Here is a 15,440-nt window from a genome sequence, read left to right as displayed (position 1 = left end):
GGGGCCTGCGCAAGGCCGAGTGAATGCCTGGGCTTAGGGGGTCTGCGTAAGGCCGAGTGAATGCCTGGGCTTCGGGGGTCTGCGTAAGGCCGAGTGAATGCCTGGGCTTCGGGGGTCTGCGCAAGGCCGGTGAATCTGGGCTCCGGGAGGCCTGCGCAAGGCCGGTGAATCCGGGCTTCGGGGGGCCTGCGCAAGGCCGGCTGGACGCAGGGGGCCGTCAGCCCTGCGGTTCCAGGTCCTCCTCCTCGAACACCAGTAGGGTGCGGGTGCTGAGCACCTGGGGGATCGCCTGGAGCCGGGTCAGGACCAGCTCGCGCAGGGACCGGTTGTCGGAGACGTGGACCAGCAGCAGCACGTCGAAGTCGCCGCCCACCAGGGCGATGTGGGAGGCGCCGGGCAGCTGTCTGAGCTCCTCGCGGACCGTGCGCCAGGAGTTCTGGACGATCTTCAGCGTGATGTAGGCGGACGTGCCCTGACCCGCCCGCTGGTGATCGACCCGGGCGCCGAAGCCCCGGATGACACCGTCCTCGACGAGCCGGTTGATGCGGGCGTAGGCGTTTGCCCGGGAGACGTGGACCCGCTCGGCGACCGACCGTATCGACGCACGGCCGTCGGCCTGCAGCATGCGCAGGATGTCCTGATCTATGGCGTCCAGGGGCCGTGGCGGCGGCAGCACGCCGCTGTCGTCCTGGCCTTCGGCCATTTGTTCAGATGCCACCTGCGCCGACCTCCCTACCATGGACGTACTGCGTCCATCTCAGGCTGTGGAGAACCGTTTGTCCACAGCCTGGGGCCACCCATAGCCAAATTGTGCCGTCGACCGAACAATCGGTAGGTGAGGCGAGTCACAGCCGACGCGCCTCTTCGAGCCACTCCCACGAGGAGGTGCCGTCATGACGGTCATGGAGCAGCGGGGCGCGTACAAGCCGACCCCGCCGCCCGCCTGGCAGCCCCGGACGGATCCCGCGCCGTTGCTGCCCGACGCCGAGCCGTACCGCGTCCTCGGCACCGAGGCGGCCGCGAAGGCCGACCCGGAGCTGCTGAGGGCGCTTTACGCGCAGCTGGTGAAGGGCCGCCGCTACAACGCTCAGGCCACCGCCCTCACCAAGCAGGGCCGTCTCGCGGTCTACCCCTCCACCACCGGCCAGGAGGCGTGCGAGGTCGCCGCCGCCATGGTCCTTCAGGAGCGCGACTGGCTCTTCCCGAGCTACCGCGACACCCTCGCCGTGGTGGCCCGGGGCGTGGACCCCGTCGAGGCGCTCACCCTGCTGCGCGGCGACTGGCACACCGGCTACGACCCGCACGAGCACCGGGTCGCCCCCCTGTGCACCCCGCTGGCCACCCAGCTGCCGCACGCCGTGGGCCTCGCGCACGCCGCCCGCCTCAAGGGCGACGACGTGGTCGCGCTGGCCATGGTCGGTGACGGCGGCACCAGCGAGGGCGACTTCCACGAGGCGCTGAACTTCGCCGCCGTCTGGCAGGCCCCGGTCGTCTTCCTCGTGCAGAACAACGGCTTCGCGATCTCCGTCCCGCTCGCCAAGCAGACCGCGGCCCCGTCGCTGGCCCACAAGGCGGTCGGCTACGGCATGCCCGGCCGCCTGGTCGACGGCAACGACGCCGCGGCCGTGCACGAGGTGCTCTCCGACGCCGTACGCCACGCCCGCGCGGGCGGCGGCCCCACCCTCGTCGAGGCGATCACCTACCGCGTCGACGCCCACACCAACGCCGACGACGCGACCCGCTACCGCGGCGACGCCGAGGTCGAGACCTGGCGCGAGCACGACCCGATCCGGCTGCTGGAGCGCGAGCTGACCGGCCGCGGCCTGCTCGACGAGGCCGGCATCGAGGCGGCCCGGCAGGACGCCGAGACCATGGCCGCGGCCCTGCGCGAGCAGATGAACCAGGACGCGGTCCTCGACCCGATGGACCTGTTCGATCACGTCTACGCCGAGCCCACGCCCCAGCTGCGGGAACAGCGGGACCAGCTGCGGGCCGAGCTGGAGGCCGAGGCCGAGTCCGAGGGGGGCACGCACCGATGACCACCGTCGCCGTCAAGCCGGCCACCATGGCGCAGGCCCTCACACGCGCGCTGCGCGACGCCATGGCCGCGGACCCCGCCGTGCACGTCATGGGCGAGGACGTCGGCACCCTCGGCGGCGTCTTCCGCGTCACCGACGGTCTCGCCAAGGAGTTCGGCGAGGACCGCTGCACGGACACCCCGCTCGCCGAGGCCGGCATCCTCGGCACCGCGGTCGGCATGGCCATGTACGGGCTCCGGCCGGTCGTGGAGATGCAGTTCGACGCGTTCGCCTACCCGGCGTTCGAGCAGCTCATCTCGCACGTGGCCCGCATGCGCAACCGCACCCGCGGCAGGATGCCCCTGCCGATCACCATCCGCGTCCCCTACGGCGGCGGCATCGGTGGCGTCGAGCACCACAGCGACTCCTCCGAGGCGTACTACATGGCGACTCCGGGGCTCCATGTCGTCACGCCCGCGACCGTCGCCGACGCCTACGGGCTGCTGCGCGCGTCCATCGCCTCCGACGACCCGGTCGTCTTCCTGGAGCCCAAGCGGCTGTACTGGTCGAAGGACTCCTGGAACCCCGAGGAGCCGGCGCCCGTCGAGCCGATCGGCCGCGCGGTGGTGCGCCGCCCCGGCCGCAGCGCCACGCTCATCACGTACGGGCCGTCCGTACCCGTCTGCATGGAGGCGGCCGAGGCGGCCCGGGCCGAGGGCTGGGACCTCGAAGTCGTCGACCTGCGCTCCCTGGTGCCGTTCGACGACGAGACGGTGAGCGCCTCGGTGCGACGCACGGGCCGCGCGGTCGTCGTCCACGAGTCGGGTTCCTTCGGCGGCCCGGGCGGGGAGATCGCGGCGCGGGTCACGGAGCGCTGCTTCCACCATCTGGAGGCGCCGGTGCTGCGCGTGGCCGGGTTCGACGTCCCGTACCCGCCGCCGATGCTGGAGCGCCACCACCTGCCCGGTGTGGACCGGATCCTGGACGCCGTGGGGCGTCTGCAGTGGGAGGCCGAGAGCTGATGGCACAGGTGCTGGAGTTCAAGCTGCCCGACCTCGGTGAGGGACTGACCGAGGCGGAGATCGTGCGCTGGCTGGTCGAGGTCGGCGACGTGGTCGCCATCGACCAGCCGGTCGTCGAGGTCGAGACGGCCAAGGCCATGGTCGAGGTGCCCTGCCCCTACGGCGGTGTGGTCACGGCCCGGTTCGGCGAGGAGGGCACGGAGCTGCCCGTCGGGGCGCCGCTGATCACGGTGGCCGTGGGGGAGCGGCCCGCCTCCGGCGCCGAGGACACCGGCTCCGGGGGGTCGGGCAACGTCCTCGTCGGCTACGGCACCTCCGAGGCGCCCGCGCGGCGCCGCCGGGTCCGGCAGGACCGGCCGCTGTCCGGCGCGTCCGCGACAGCCGGAGGGGCCGACCGCGCCGGGTCGCCGACGGGCCGGGCGGACGCCGCCGCGGCCCCGGGACCGGTTTCCCCGGCGCGGGCGCAGGCACAGGCGGGGATCGGCGCCCCCGTGGCGACCGTCAACGGCCAGGCCAACGGTTCCGGCTCGGCAGACGGCCCCGTCCCCGTGATCTCGCCCCTGGTGCGCCGGCTGGCGCGGCAGAACGGCCTGGACCTGCGGGAGCTGACCGGGTCCGGTCCCGACGGGCTGATCCTGCGGGCGGACGTGGAGTACGCGTTGCGCGCCGCGGGCCGCCAGGACACCCAGGGCGCTCCGGCGGGATCGCCGGCCGCGCCGCACCCGCACGAGGTGCGGCACACCCCGAGCCCGGCCCTCGCCTCCCGCCCCTCCGCGGCGGTCCCCGGCGAGACCCGCGCCCCGCTCACCGGCGAGACGCGCACGCCGCTCAAGGGCATCCGCGGCGCCGTCGCCGACAAGCTGGCGCGCAGTCGCCGGGAGATCCCGGACGCCACCTGCTGGGTCGATGCGGACGCCACGGAGCTCATGCGGGCGCGCGCCGCCATGAACGCGGTCGGCGGACCGAAGATCTCGCTCCTGGCCCTGCTCGCCCGGATCTGCACCGCGGCCCTCGCCCGCTTCCCCGAGCTCAACTCCACGGTCGACGCGCAGGCCAGGGAGATCGTGCAGTTCGACCACGTGCACCTGGGGTTCGCGGCGCAGACCGACCGGGGCCTCGTCGTGCCGGTCGTGCGGGACGCGCACGCGCGGGACGCCGAGTCGCTGACCGCCGAGTTCGCCCGGCTGACCGAGGCGGGCCGCACGGGGACGCTGACACCGGGCGAACTCACCGGCGGGACCTTCACGCTGAACAACTACGGCGTCTTCGGCGTCGACGGCTCCACGCCGATCATCAACCACCCCGAAGCCGCCATGCTCGGCGTCGGCCGCATCGTCCCCAAGCCATGGGTGCACGAGGGCGAGCTGGCGGTGCGGCAGGTCGTCCAGCTCTCGCTCACCTTCGACCACCGGGTGTGCGACGGGGGCGTGGCCGGCGGCTTCCTGCGGTACGTCGCGGACTGCGTCGAACAGCCGGCGGTGCTGCTGCGGACGCTGTGATTCCTGTTCCTCGTCCGAGCCGGTGTTCGTGATCGCGTCGCTTCCCCCGCGTTCCGTGTGATCGCGGGGGCACGCATACTCGGGGGGTGACCGCCTACCAGCCCCCCGGTGAACCCGGCGCCGCCACCGGCCCCGCGCATGGGCCCGGCCCCGTCCGGTATGACGCCGTCGTGCTCGCCGGCGGTGCCGCCCGGCGCCTGGGCGGCACGGACAAACCCGGCGTGCGGGTGGGCGGGCGGCCCCTGCTCGACCGGGTGCTCGCGGCCTGCGCCAACGCCCGCACCACCGTCGTCGTCGCCGCGCCCCGGCCGACCGCACGGCCCGTGACCTGGGCCCGCGAGGACCCGCCCGGCGGCGGACCGCTCGCCGCCCTCGACGCCGGGCTGCGCCACACCACGGCCGAGCACGTCGTGGTGCTCTCCGCCGACCTGCCCTTCCTCCGAGAGCCGACCGTGGACCGCCTGCTGAGCGCGCTGCGGACGAGCGGCTCCGACGGGGTGCTGCTGACCGACCCCGGCGGCCGGGACCAGCCCCTCGTGGCCGCCTACCGGGCGCCGCGGCTGCGTGCGGAACTCGCGCTCCTCACCGGCCGGCACGGCACTCTCACCGGCTTCCCCCTGCGGCGTCTGACCGCCGAGCTGAACCTCACCCGCATCTCCGACCCGGTCGCGTCCTTCGATTGCGACACCTGGGACGACATCGCCACCGCCAGGGCACGTATCAGGGAGCATGGGCACGTGTTGGATGAATGGATTTCCGCCGTCAAGGACGAACTGGGGATCGACCTCGACGTCGACACCCGCGGCCTGCTCGACCTCGCCCGCGACGCCGCCCACGGTGTGGCCCGGCCCGCGGCGCCGCTGACCACCTTCCTCGTCGGCTACGCGGCCGCGCAGGCCGGCGGTGGCCCCGAGGCGGTCGCCGAGGCCGCCCGCAAGGCCGCGGCGCTCGCCACGCGCTGGGCGCGGGAGAGCACGTCCGAGGCCGGCCCCTCCGCCGACGGCGCGCAGCAGCCCCAGGGCGATACGGCCACGGACGGCACGCAGCAGCCCCAGAGCGATACGGCCAGGGACGGCTCGCGGCCCCCGCAGGGCGATGTGGCCCCCGACGCTACGCCCGACACCCGGCCGGACGCCGGATGACCCCGCACGGCGCCCGTGCCGGAGAGAACGCCGAGGACCTCGACGTCGAGGAGGTGCTCGCCCTCGTGAGGAACAGCAACGGCGACCACCAGCCCGGCCCCGCGGCCCGGGGCGAGAAGGGCAGCGCCCGCACCGCCTCCCAGCCGGACACCGCGGCCCGGCCCGGGGGCCACCACCGCGCCACCCCGTGGCCCGAGGCCCGGGCCCTCGCCGAACGCGCCGGCCGCGACGCCGCCCGGACCGCCCGCCGCGCCCCCGTCTCCGCGCCCCTGGACACCGCCCTCGGCCTGACCCTCGCCGCCCCGCTCGACGCCCTCACCGACCTCCCGTCCTTCGACACCTCCGCGATGGACGGCTGGGCGGTCTGCGGCCCCGCCCCCTGGCGCGTACGGGACGAGGGGGTCCTGGCCGGGCACGCCGCGCCCGGGTCCCTGACCGACGGCGAGGCCGTCCGGATCGCCACCGGCGCCCGCATCCCGCCGGACACCACCGCGGTCCTGCGCAGCGAGCACGGCCGTACCGACGACAAGGGCCGCCTCTACGCGACCAGAGACGTCGTCCCCGGCCAGGACATCCGCCCGCGTGGCCAGGAATGCCGTGCAGGCGACCAGCTGCTCGCTGTCGGCACCCTCGTCACCCCGGCCGTCCTCGGGCTCGCGGCGGCGGCCGGATACGACACCGTCACCGCGGTCCCCCGGGCCCGCGCCGAAGTCCTGGTCCTCGGTGACGAGTTGCTCACGCAGGGTCTGCCGCACGACGGCCTGATCCGGGACGCGCTCGGCCCCATGCTGCCGCCCTGGCTGCGGGCGCTCGGCGCCGAGGTCATCGCCGTCCGGCGCATCCGCGACGACGCCGACGCGCTGTACGAGGCCGTCACCGCCTCCGACGCCGACGTCCTCCTCACCACCGGCGGCACCGCCGCGGGCCCCGTCGACCACGTGCACCCCACGTTGCGCCGGATCGGCGCCGAACTCCTCGTGGACGGCGTCAAGGTGCGCCCGGGCCACCCGATGCTGCTGGCCCGCACCACGCCGACCCAGCACCTCGTCGGCCTGCCGGGCAACCCGCTCGCCGCCGTCTCCGGGCTGCTGACGCTCGCCGAGCCGTTGCTGCGGATCCTCGCGGCCCGCCCGGCTCCGGAGCCGTACACGATGCCGCTCCGGGACGGCGTGCACGGGCACCCGCACGACACCCGGCTCGTCCCCGTGGTCCTGCGCGGCGACGAGGCCGTGCCGCTGCACTACAACGGCCCCGCCATGCTGCGCGGCATCGCGGCCGCCGACGCGCTGGCCGTGGTCCCGCCGGGCGGTGCACGTCCGGGACAGGAGGCGGAACTGCTCGACCTGCCCTGGGCGTCCGGAGGAATCGGGGTGTGTTTCACGTGAAACTTCCGGGCCAGGATGCGATCGCCCGCCAGGGCGACGAGCATCTGGTGACCTATCGGGTGAGACTTCCGAGAAAAGTGGTCGAGCACCCGATCCGCCAGGTCGCCAAGCGGCTCTCCATGGCGCTGTTCGTCCTCGTGCTGACCGCGTTGATCGTCTACGCCGACCGGGACGGTTACAACGACAACGCGGGCGGCGGCATCAGCCTCCTCGACGCGTTCTACTACGCGACCGTCACCCTCTCCACCACCGGCTACGGTGACATCACCCCGGCGAGCGAAAGCGCCCGGCTCACCAACATCCTCGTCATCACGCCGCTGCGCGTGCTGTTCCTGATCATCCTGGTCGGCACCACCCTCGAAGCCCTCACCGAACGCACCCGGGAGGAGTGGCGGCTGACCCGCTGGAGGTCCACTTTGCGCGATCACACCGTCGTCATCGGCTTTGGCACGAAGGGCAGATCGGCGATCCGGACCGTCTGCGCGACGGGCCTGAAGAAGGAACAGGTCGTCGTGGTCGACCCCAGTTCCAAGGTGATCGACGCCGCGACCGCCGAGGGCTACGCGGGCATCGTCGGGGACGCGACCCGCAGCGAGGTGCTGAAGCAGGCCGAGGTGCACAAGGCGCGTCAGATCATCATCGCGACCCAGCGCGACGACACGGCGGTCCTGGTCGCGCTGACGGCTCGCCAGCTCAACCGCGGGGCGAAGATCGTGGCCACCGTGCGGGAGGAGGAGAACGCGCCGCTTCTCAAGCAGTCCGGCGCGGACGCGGTCGTCACCAGCGCCAGCGCCGCCGGCCGGCTGCTCGGTCTGTCCGTGCTCAGCCCCTCCGCCGGCATGGTCATGGAGGACCTCATCCAGCAGGGCAGCGGCCTCGACATCGTCGAACGGCCGGTCGTCAAGGCCGAGGTGGGCAAGACGCCGCGGGAGGTCGCCGACCTGGTCGTGAGCGTCATACGCGGTCACCGGGTGCTCGGCTACGACGATCCCGCCATCGGGACGCTGGAGTTGACCGACCGCCTCATCACGATCGTGCGGAAGACCCCGGCCACCCAGGTCGCACCGGACATCCGCCCCATGCCTCCGCTGCCCCGCAACAACTGACGCGCGAAGCGGCCGGCCGACCCGCACCATGCGTGACGGCCGGTCGAAAGCCCGGGTCCCGAGGGCTACTTCCGGTTGTACAGCCGCATCGTGACCGGCCCGAAGACCAGCACGAACAGGGCCGCCCAGCCCAGCGACCAGGCGACCTCGTCAGCCGGCCAGTCGCCGCCCATCAGGCCGCGCACCGCCGACGCCAGATGGGTGATGGGGCTGTTGTTCACGAACGCCTGCAGCCAGCCCGGCATCGTCTTCGGATCGACGAACACGTTGGACAGGAACGTGAGCGGGAAGATCACCATCATGCTCACGCCCATCACGGACTTCTCGGTGCGCAGCATCAGCCCGAACATCGTCCAGATCCACGAGAAGGCGAACGAGAAGGCCACCAGCAGGGCGATCCCGGCGAGCACACCGGCGGCCCCGCCGTCCGGCCGGTAGCCGAGGATGATGCCGACGGTGAGCATCACGACCGAGGCGATCGTGTACCGCAGGGCGTCACCGAGCAGATAACCGACCATCGTCGACGGCCGCCAGATCGGCAGGCTGCGGAACCGGTCGAAGACGCCCTTCTCGATGTCGGTGTTCACGGAGACACCCGTGTACATCGTGATCATCACGACCGACATCACGAGGATGCCCGGCAGCAGGAACTGGATGTACTCCTTCGGCGAGCCGGCCAGCGCCCCGCCGAACAGGTACGTGTACATCAGCACCATCATGATCGGGAACGCCGTGACGTCGAAGAGCTGCTCCGGCACGTGCTTGATCTTGAGGATCGCGCGCCAGCCGAAGGTCATCGACGCCGACCACGCGCTGGGCCGCGGCGGCCGCTCCCTGGAGACGAGCAGCGCGGCGAGGGACTCCGCGCTGACCGGGGCGAGATCCTTGCTCTCGGTCGTCGTCGCGGTGCTCATGCCGCCACCTCGTCCTTCGGGTCGTCGGAGCGGTCGGCGGAGTCGGCGGAGCCCGCGGAGTCGTGCGTGTCGTGCCCGGTGAGGGCGAGGAACACCTCGTCCAGGCTGGGCTGGCCCAGAGAGAAGTTGTCGACGGTGATGCCGGCCCGGGCCAGCGCGTTCAGCGCGCGGGCGGCCTGCTCGGCCGCGGAGTCGTCACTCGCCGCCGTGCCGAGGCGGGCGGTGAGGGCCACCGGGTCGGGCTCCGGCTGCACCTGCGCGTCGAGGGCGCGGCGCAGCAGGCCGGCCGCGAGATCGCGCTGGTCGGCATCGCGCAGCCGCAGGTGGACGGACCCGGCGCCGACGGACGACTTCAGCTCGCCCTTGGTGCCCTCGGCGATCACCTTGCCCCGGTCGATGACGGCGATCCGGGACGCCAGCTGGTCGGCCTCGTCCAGGTACTGCGTGGTCAGCAGCACGGTGGTGCCCTGGGCGACGACGGCCCGCACGATCTCCCAGACCTGGTTGCGGCTGCGCGGGTCCAGGCCGGTCGTCGGCTCGTCGAGGAACAGCAGGTCGGGGGTGTTGAGGATGGACGCGGCGATGTCGATGCGGCGCCGCATGCCGCCCGAATAGTGCTTGACCTGCTTCGCGGCCGCGTCCGTGAGCCCGAAGGCCTCCAGGAGCTGGGCGGCGCGCTCCCGGGCGGCCTTCTTGTGGTGGCCGAGCAGCCGGCCCAGCAGGACCAGGTTCTCGGTGCCGGTGAGGTCCTCGTCCACCGATGCGTACTGGCCGGTGAGGCTCACCCGGCCGCGCACCTCGTCCGCCTCGCGGACGATGTCGTGGCCGAAGACGTGCGCCTCGCCGCCGTCCGGCCGCAGGAGTGTGGCGAGCATCTTCACGGTGGTGGTCTTGCCGGCGCCGTTCGGGCCGAGGACGCCGTAGACCGTGCCCGCGGGCACGGACAGGTCCACTCCGTCGACGGCCCTCGTCTCGCCGAACGTTTTCACCAGGCCCGCGGTCTCGATCGCCAGGCCGGACAACTGCGTGCTCATGCTTCGGGTCCTTCCGCGTGCTGGGGCTACGCGTGGGGAGACCTTCACCGTCGCGCAAACTCATCGGTGACGGACACGGGGTTTCGCGGGACGGGTCGAACGGCGTAGGCGGGGAGGACCTCGGGACGGAGCGGACTCGGTCCGGGGGCCGGCGGGTACGGTCCCTTGCATGCATGCGATCACGATTCCCGAACCTGGTGGGCCCGAGGCGCTGGTGTGGGACGAGGTCCCCGACCCCGTGCCCGGTGAGGGCGAGGTCCTGGTCGAGGTGGCGGCCGGTGCGGTCAACCGGGCCGACATCCTCCAGCGCCAGGGCTTCTACGAACCGCCGCCCGGCGCGTCCCCGTACCCCGGCCTGGAGTGCTCCGGCCGGATCGCCGCGATCGGCACCGGCGTCTCCGGCTGGAAGGTCGGCGACGAGGTGTGCGCGCTGCTGTCCGGCGGCGGTTACGCCGAGAAGGTTGCCGTCCCGGCCGGGCAGCTGCTGCCCGTGCCCGAGGGCGTCGGTCTGACGCAGGCGGCGGCACTGCCCGAGGTGGCCTGCACGGTCTGGTCGAACGTCTTCATGATCGCCCACCTGCGGCCCGGCGAGACGCTCCTGGTGCACGGCGGTTCCAGCGGCATCGGCACGATGGCGATCCAGCTGGCCAAGGCCGTGGGCGCGCGGGTGGCCGTGACGGCCGGGACGAAGGAGAAGCTGGAGCGGTGCGCCGAGCTGGGCGCCGACATCCTGGTCAACTACCGCGAGCAGGACTTCGTCGAGGAGGTCGGGAAGGCGACGGACGGCGCCGGTGCGGACGTGATCCTCGACAACATGGGCGCCAAGTACCTGGAGCGCAACGTCAAGGCCCTCGCCGTCAACGGGCGGCTCGCGATCATCGGCATGCAGGGCGGCGTCAAGGGCGAGCTGAACATCGGCGCCCTGCTGGCCAAGCGTGCCGCGATCAGTGCGACGTCCCTGCGGGCCCGGCCCCTGGAGGAGAAGGCCGCCATCGTCGCGGCCGTACGCGAACACGTCTGGCCCCTGCTCGCGGGGGGCCATCTGCGCCCGGTCGTCGACCGCGAAATCCCCATGCCGGACGCCGCCGCCGCGCACCGGGTGGTGGAGGAGAGCGGCCACATCGGCAAGGTCCTGCTGATCACCCCACGGGCCGCCTGAGCCCGGCCGACCCAGGGTCTGTCGTATGGCTCATGACGCAGACGCGGGGCTCACCGGCGTTCACAGGTGCTGCCTATGCCCTGCGCCATGATCCGAACGACAGACCCTAGACCCGGCGCAGTCGCAGGGCGACGAACGCCAGGGCCAGGCCCAGGCCGATCAGGACCAGGCCGCTGCCCAGGGGCAGGATCCGCAGGACCGGGCCGACGGGGCGTTGTGCGGTGGCGGCCTCGCGTACGGGCTGCTCCGTCGCCGCGGTGGGCGCCGGGGTGGTCTCGCGGGGCTCCTCGGGGAGGGCCGTGGTGTCGGGGAGGTCCGGCCGCTGCTCCGGCCGTCCCGGCCGCGCCCGGCCCTCTCCGGCCCTGCTCCCGGCCCGGGAGGGTTCACCGGTGGCGGAGGGCGTCGGCGGGACCGCCCGCGTCGGCGAGGCCGCCCGCGTCGACGGAGCCGCCAGGGCCGACGGAGCCGCCAGGGGTGACGGGGCGGACCGGGACGGGGAAGCAGCCCGGGGTGAGTCGCCCGGCCGGGCATGCCCGGCCGGTCCGGCCGACGAGGCCGATGCGGCGGGCCTCGGGGACCGGGCGCTGGGCGGCCCGGACCGCGGCCCCTCCGCCTCCTCCCGGTCCCTCTCCTCGTCGTGCGTGAGGACGGCCCCGTACGACGGGACGGATGCGATGGGTGAGACGACCGCGCCCGCCCCCAGGGCGAGCACCAGTCCTGCCGCCCGCAGCGCGCGTAGCCATGGAGTCACGGGGGTGACCCCCTCCCGCCGTGCCCGGTAGGACAGAACGGCAAGTTCGGTCATCATCAGACAAACAGCCTCACACCACCCCGCGCGCCCGGCACGCCGGGTTCGGCCGACGGACGGAATCGCGCACAATCCGGTTATGTCGATACGTCACGGGCTGCTGGCCCTGCTGGCGGCCGGCCCCCGCTACGGCTCCCGCCTGCGCACCGACTTCGAGGCGCGCACAGGCGGCACCTGGCCGCTGAACATCGGGCAGGTCTACACGACGCTGGGCCGCCTGGAACGGGACGGCATGGTCGCCCGGGACGGCGTCGACGCGGCCGGACGGACGCTGTACGCGCTCACCGAGGCCGGCCGGGCCGAGCTGGGCTCCTGGTACGACCGCCCGGTGGAACGGGCCGGCCCGCCCCGCGACGAGCTGGCGATCAAGCTGGTGATGGCGCTCGGCACGGACGGCGTCGACGTGCGGGAGGTCGTTGAGGCTCAGCGGCGGCATGTGACGCGGGCGCTGCACGACCAGGTGCGGCAGCGGGCCGAGGCGCTGGCCCGCGCGCCGGAGCACCCCGGGGAGCTGGCCCGGCTGCTCGTCCTGGAGCAGCTCGTCCTCCACGCCGAGGCCGAGGTGCGCTGGCTGGACCACTGTGAGGCCCGCCTGCTCCGTTTCACCCGCGGGGAGGAGCCGCTCCCGCCGGAGCAACCCGGGGCGTGAGCGACTCGTCTCCTCCAGCACGGTGGATCAGCCCTCTGTGGGGGCACCACGGAGGTGAGGTGCAGGCGTGCGACAGAATGGCGACATGGAGATGCCGAGGAACGAACGGTCGTCGGAGAACCCGCAGATCCTGGTCGTGGGCCAGGACGGCATGGCGCTCGGTGACGGCGGCGCAGACGATGACTCCCGCGAGACCCCGATCACGGAGCAGGTGGAGCAGCCCGCGAAGGTCATGCGGATCGGCAGCATGATCAAGCAGCTGCTGGAGGAAGTGCGGGCGGCTCCCCTGGACGAGGCCAGCCGGGTGCGGCTGAAGGACATCCACGCCAGCTCCGTGAAGGAGCTGGAGGACGGCCTCGCGCCGGAGCTGGTCGAGGAACTGGAGCGGCTCTCCCTGCCCTTCACGGACGAGGCGACCCCCAGTGACTCGGAGCTGCGCATCGCGCAGGCCCAGCTGGTCGGATGGCTGGAGGGGCTCTTCCACGGGATCCAGACGACGCTGTTCGCCCAGCAGATGGCGGCCCGCGCCCAGCTGGAGTCCATGCGCCGTGCCCTCCCGCCCGGGGTCGGTGACGGCCTCGACGAGCAGCACCCCGGCGGCCGGTCCGGCGGCCCCTACCTGTAGAGGGCCCCGGGCATCACGGAGTGGACGAAGGGCCCGGCGGCCGAAGCCGCCGGGCCCTTCCGCGCGTCAGGGGACCTCAGGAGGGCGGGTTGCCCGTCGAGACACTCAGCTCGATCTCGGGCATGTCCTCCGGGTCGACGTCGGTGTCGGCGGACGGGAACTGGTTCATCACCGTGCCGTCGCCGTAGGTGTTCTCGTCGACCTTCTTCTCGTCCACTTCCCAGCCGGCCGCCTGGAGGCAGGCCTTGACCGACTTGATGTTCTTGAACTTGAAGTCCGGGATCTGGATCTTGTCCGGGTCGTTGTACGACTCCCGCGGCTCCGTGCACTCCTCGGTGTCGATCGTCTTCGTGGTGTCCGGGCCGCGGTAGCCGGGCTTCTTCTCCGCGGAGGCCGAGGCGCTCGGGCTGCCGCCGCCGCCCTTGTCGTCCTCGCCGCCGCCGTTCAGCAGCAGCGCCGTGACGAGGCCGCCGACCGCGACGACGGACACGATGATCGAGCCGATGATCACCGGCTTGTTCCTGCCGCCGGAGGAGGCCGCCGGAGCCTGCGGCGACAGGTTGTACGGCGGCGGCGTCGACGGGCCCGGCTGCGGGGAGTACCCCGCCGGGGTCGGCGTCTGGTAGCCGCCCGCCTGGGGGTATCCGTACGCCGGGGTCGGCCCCGTCGGTGCGGGCGTGCCGTACGGGTTCGGGGGCGGGGTCGGCTGGTACGGCGTCTGGACCTGGCCCGAGGGCGCCGGGGTCGCCTGGTCGACCGGCGGGAACACGGCCGAGCCGACGCCCGCGCCGCTCGGGGCCGGGGTGCCCGGGACGATGCTCGGCGGCGCGGCCTGGAAGGACGCCGCCACCCGCAGGCACTCGTCCCGCATGGCCTCGGCGCTGGGGAAGCGCTCGTTCGGGTTCTTCTTCAGCGCGCGGGCGATCAGCGCGTCCACGGCCGGGGGCAGCGCGCGGTTGACCGAGGACGGGACCGGCGGCTCCTCCTGCACGTGCGCGTACGCGATCGCCAGCGGCGAGTCCGCCTCGAACGGAAGCCGCCCGGTGACCAGTTGGAACAGCATGATGCCGACCGAGTACAGGTCGGAGCGGGCGTCCACCCCGCGGCCGAGGGCCTGTTCGGGCGAGAGGTACTGGGGGGTGCCGACGACCATGCCGGTCTGCGTCATCGACGTCACACCGGACTGCATGGCGCGGGCGATGCCGAAGTCCATCACCTTGACCACGCCGCGCTTGGTCATCATCACGTTGCCCGGCTTGATGTCGCGGTGGACCAGGCCCATCTCGTGGCTGATCTCCAGCGCGGCCAGCACGTCCGCGGTGATCTTCAGCGCCTTGTCCGCGGGCATCGCGCCCTGCTGCCGCACGTCCTCGTCGAGGACCGAGCCGAGCGGGCGGCCCTCGACGTATTCCATGACGATGTACGGCGTCGTCAAGCCGTCGAGGGTGTCCTCGCCGGTGTCGAAGACCGACACGATGTTGGTGTGCGTGAGCTTGGCCACGGACTGGGCCTCGCGGCGGAACCGCTCGCGGAAGGCCTGTTCCCGTCCGAGATCCGTGTGAAGTGTCTTGATGGCGACCTGCCGGTCGAGCACGCTGTCGTAGGCGAGGTGCACCGAGGCCATGCCGCCCTGGCCGAGGAGGTCACGCAGTTGATAGCGGCCGCCGGCGAGCGCCCGCCCCGCGTACTGGCCCTGTGCGCCGTCCTGGCTCATGTCCCGTTTCCCCCGTAGCCCTTGAGGCGCCGCCGACTTACGCGGATCACCGTGGATCCGTCGTGGATCCGTCGTTGATCCAAACCGCCATTCCCGGCCAAGTCTGCCCCAGGGCACTGACACGTCAAGCTCGGTGCCCGTTCCGTGACCGTACGCGAAAGAAGCGTCGCGGAAGCGTTACCGGGGGCGTACGGCCGGGACACGGGATTTGCACGACAGTAAGGAGTGAAGGTTTCATGACCGGTCCGTCTCGTGCCGGTCCCGGTGCCCCTTCTCGGGCCGGAGGCTTGCGCGGAGGCTGTAGCGTGGCCGACGGAGACCGTAACAACACCGCGCGCACCGCGGGCAGAAACGACGGCGAGGAC

The 15,440-nt window shown here is 72.9% G+C and carries 14 protein-coding genes; 9 read left to right on the top strand and 5 right to left on the bottom strand.

Annotated elements, in window-relative coordinates; genetic code table 11:
- Positions 1-217 precede the first annotated feature (217 nt).
- A complete protein-coding gene (locus tag ACFZDI_RS22860) occupies positions 218-703 on the bottom strand; it encodes an Lrp/AsnC family transcriptional regulator (protein ID WP_234847412.1) in 486 nt (161 codons plus the stop codon).
- A gap of 190 nt (positions 704-893) precedes the next feature.
- Between ACFZDI_RS22860 and pdhA the strand changes: the two genes are divergently transcribed.
- From pdhA to ACFZDI_RS22830, 6 genes are all read left to right on the top strand, one after another.
- Positions 894-2,039, top strand: a complete 1,146-nt coding sequence (pdhA, locus tag ACFZDI_RS22855) for a pyruvate dehydrogenase (acetyl-transferring) E1 component subunit alpha (protein WP_234847388.1) — start codon at positions 894-896, stop codon at positions 2,037-2,039.
- Complete coding sequence (locus ACFZDI_RS22850; protein WP_391252821.1) at positions 2,036-3,040, top strand: transketolase C-terminal domain-containing protein; 1,005 nt, start codon at positions 2,036-2,038, stop codon at positions 3,038-3,040. The genes pdhA and ACFZDI_RS22850 overlap by 4 nt, the downstream gene beginning before the upstream one ends.
- Positions 3,040-4,539: a 2-oxo acid dehydrogenase subunit E2 gene (locus ACFZDI_RS22845; protein WP_391252818.1), complete on the top strand. Its 1,500-nt coding sequence runs from the start codon at positions 3,040-3,042 to the stop codon at positions 4,537-4,539. The genes ACFZDI_RS22850 and ACFZDI_RS22845 overlap by 1 nt, the downstream gene beginning before the upstream one ends.
- An 86-nt stretch (positions 4,540-4,625) precedes the next feature.
- Complete coding sequence (locus ACFZDI_RS22840; RefSeq protein WP_391252817.1) at positions 4,626-5,681, top strand: NTP transferase domain-containing protein; 1,056 nt, start codon at positions 4,626-4,628, stop codon at positions 5,679-5,681.
- Positions 5,678-7,066: a molybdopterin-binding protein gene (locus ACFZDI_RS22835; RefSeq protein ID WP_391252815.1), complete on the top strand. Its 1,389-nt coding sequence runs from the start codon at positions 5,678-5,680 to the stop codon at positions 7,064-7,066. Before ACFZDI_RS22840 ends, ACFZDI_RS22835 begins: the two co-directional genes overlap by 4 nt.
- Entirely contained in the window at positions 7,063-8,172 is a 1,110-nt protein-coding gene (locus ACFZDI_RS22830; protein ID WP_391252813.1) for an NAD-binding protein, read from the top strand. Before ACFZDI_RS22835 ends, ACFZDI_RS22830 begins: the two co-directional genes overlap by 4 nt.
- Positions 8,173-8,237: 65 nt before the next feature.
- Here ACFZDI_RS22830 and ACFZDI_RS22825 read toward each other — a convergent pair whose 3' ends face one another.
- Both ACFZDI_RS22825 and ACFZDI_RS22820 read right to left on the bottom strand, forming a co-directional pair.
- Positions 8,238-9,086, bottom strand: coding sequence for an ABC transporter permease (locus ACFZDI_RS22825; RefSeq protein WP_391252811.1), 849 nt, complete (start codon positions 9,084-9,086; stop codon positions 8,238-8,240).
- Complete coding sequence (locus ACFZDI_RS22820) at positions 9,083-10,120, bottom strand: ATP-binding cassette domain-containing protein (RefSeq protein ID WP_391252809.1); 1,038 nt, start codon at positions 10,118-10,120, stop codon at positions 9,083-9,085. The genes ACFZDI_RS22825 and ACFZDI_RS22820 overlap by 4 nt, the downstream gene beginning before the upstream one ends.
- A 169-nt stretch (positions 10,121-10,289) precedes the next feature.
- Here ACFZDI_RS22820 and ACFZDI_RS22815 point away from each other — a divergent pair, with 169 nt between their 5' ends.
- On the top strand, positions 10,290-11,279 hold the full coding sequence (locus ACFZDI_RS22815; protein WP_234847380.1) for an NAD(P)H-quinone oxidoreductase: 990 nt from the start codon (positions 10,290-10,292) through the stop codon (positions 11,277-11,279).
- A 106-nt stretch (positions 11,280-11,385) separates the two neighbouring features.
- Here ACFZDI_RS22815 and ACFZDI_RS22810 read toward each other — a convergent pair whose 3' ends face one another.
- Entirely contained in the window at positions 11,386-12,030 is a 645-nt protein-coding gene (locus ACFZDI_RS22810; RefSeq protein WP_391252806.1) for a hypothetical protein, read from the bottom strand.
- A gap of 136 nt (positions 12,031-12,166) precedes the next feature.
- Between ACFZDI_RS22810 and ACFZDI_RS22805 the strand changes: the two genes are divergently transcribed.
- Both ACFZDI_RS22805 and ACFZDI_RS22800 read left to right on the top strand, forming a co-directional pair.
- Positions 12,167-12,736 (top strand): helix-turn-helix transcriptional regulator, encoded by a 570-nt coding sequence (locus tag ACFZDI_RS22805; RefSeq protein ID WP_391252804.1) that lies wholly within the window; start codon positions 12,167-12,169, stop codon positions 12,734-12,736.
- Between the two features lie 85 nt (positions 12,737-12,821).
- Positions 12,822-13,361: a proteasome activator gene (locus tag ACFZDI_RS22800; protein WP_391253229.1), complete on the top strand. Its 540-nt coding sequence runs from the start codon at positions 12,822-12,824 to the stop codon at positions 13,359-13,361.
- Between the two features lie 76 nt (positions 13,362-13,437).
- Here ACFZDI_RS22800 and ACFZDI_RS22795 read toward each other — a convergent pair whose 3' ends face one another.
- Positions 13,438-15,075, bottom strand: a complete 1,638-nt coding sequence (locus tag ACFZDI_RS22795) for a protein kinase (RefSeq protein ID WP_234847377.1) — start codon at positions 15,073-15,075, stop codon at positions 13,438-13,440.
- Positions 15,076-15,440: the final 365 nt, after the last annotated feature.

This window comes from Streptomyces sp. NPDC007907 (assembly GCF_042959365.1).
GTDB classification, from domain to species: Bacteria; Actinomycetota; Actinomycetes; order Streptomycetales; family Streptomycetaceae; genus Streptomyces; species Streptomyces indiaensis.
This window is presented reverse-complemented; position numbering and strand designations above follow the sequence as displayed.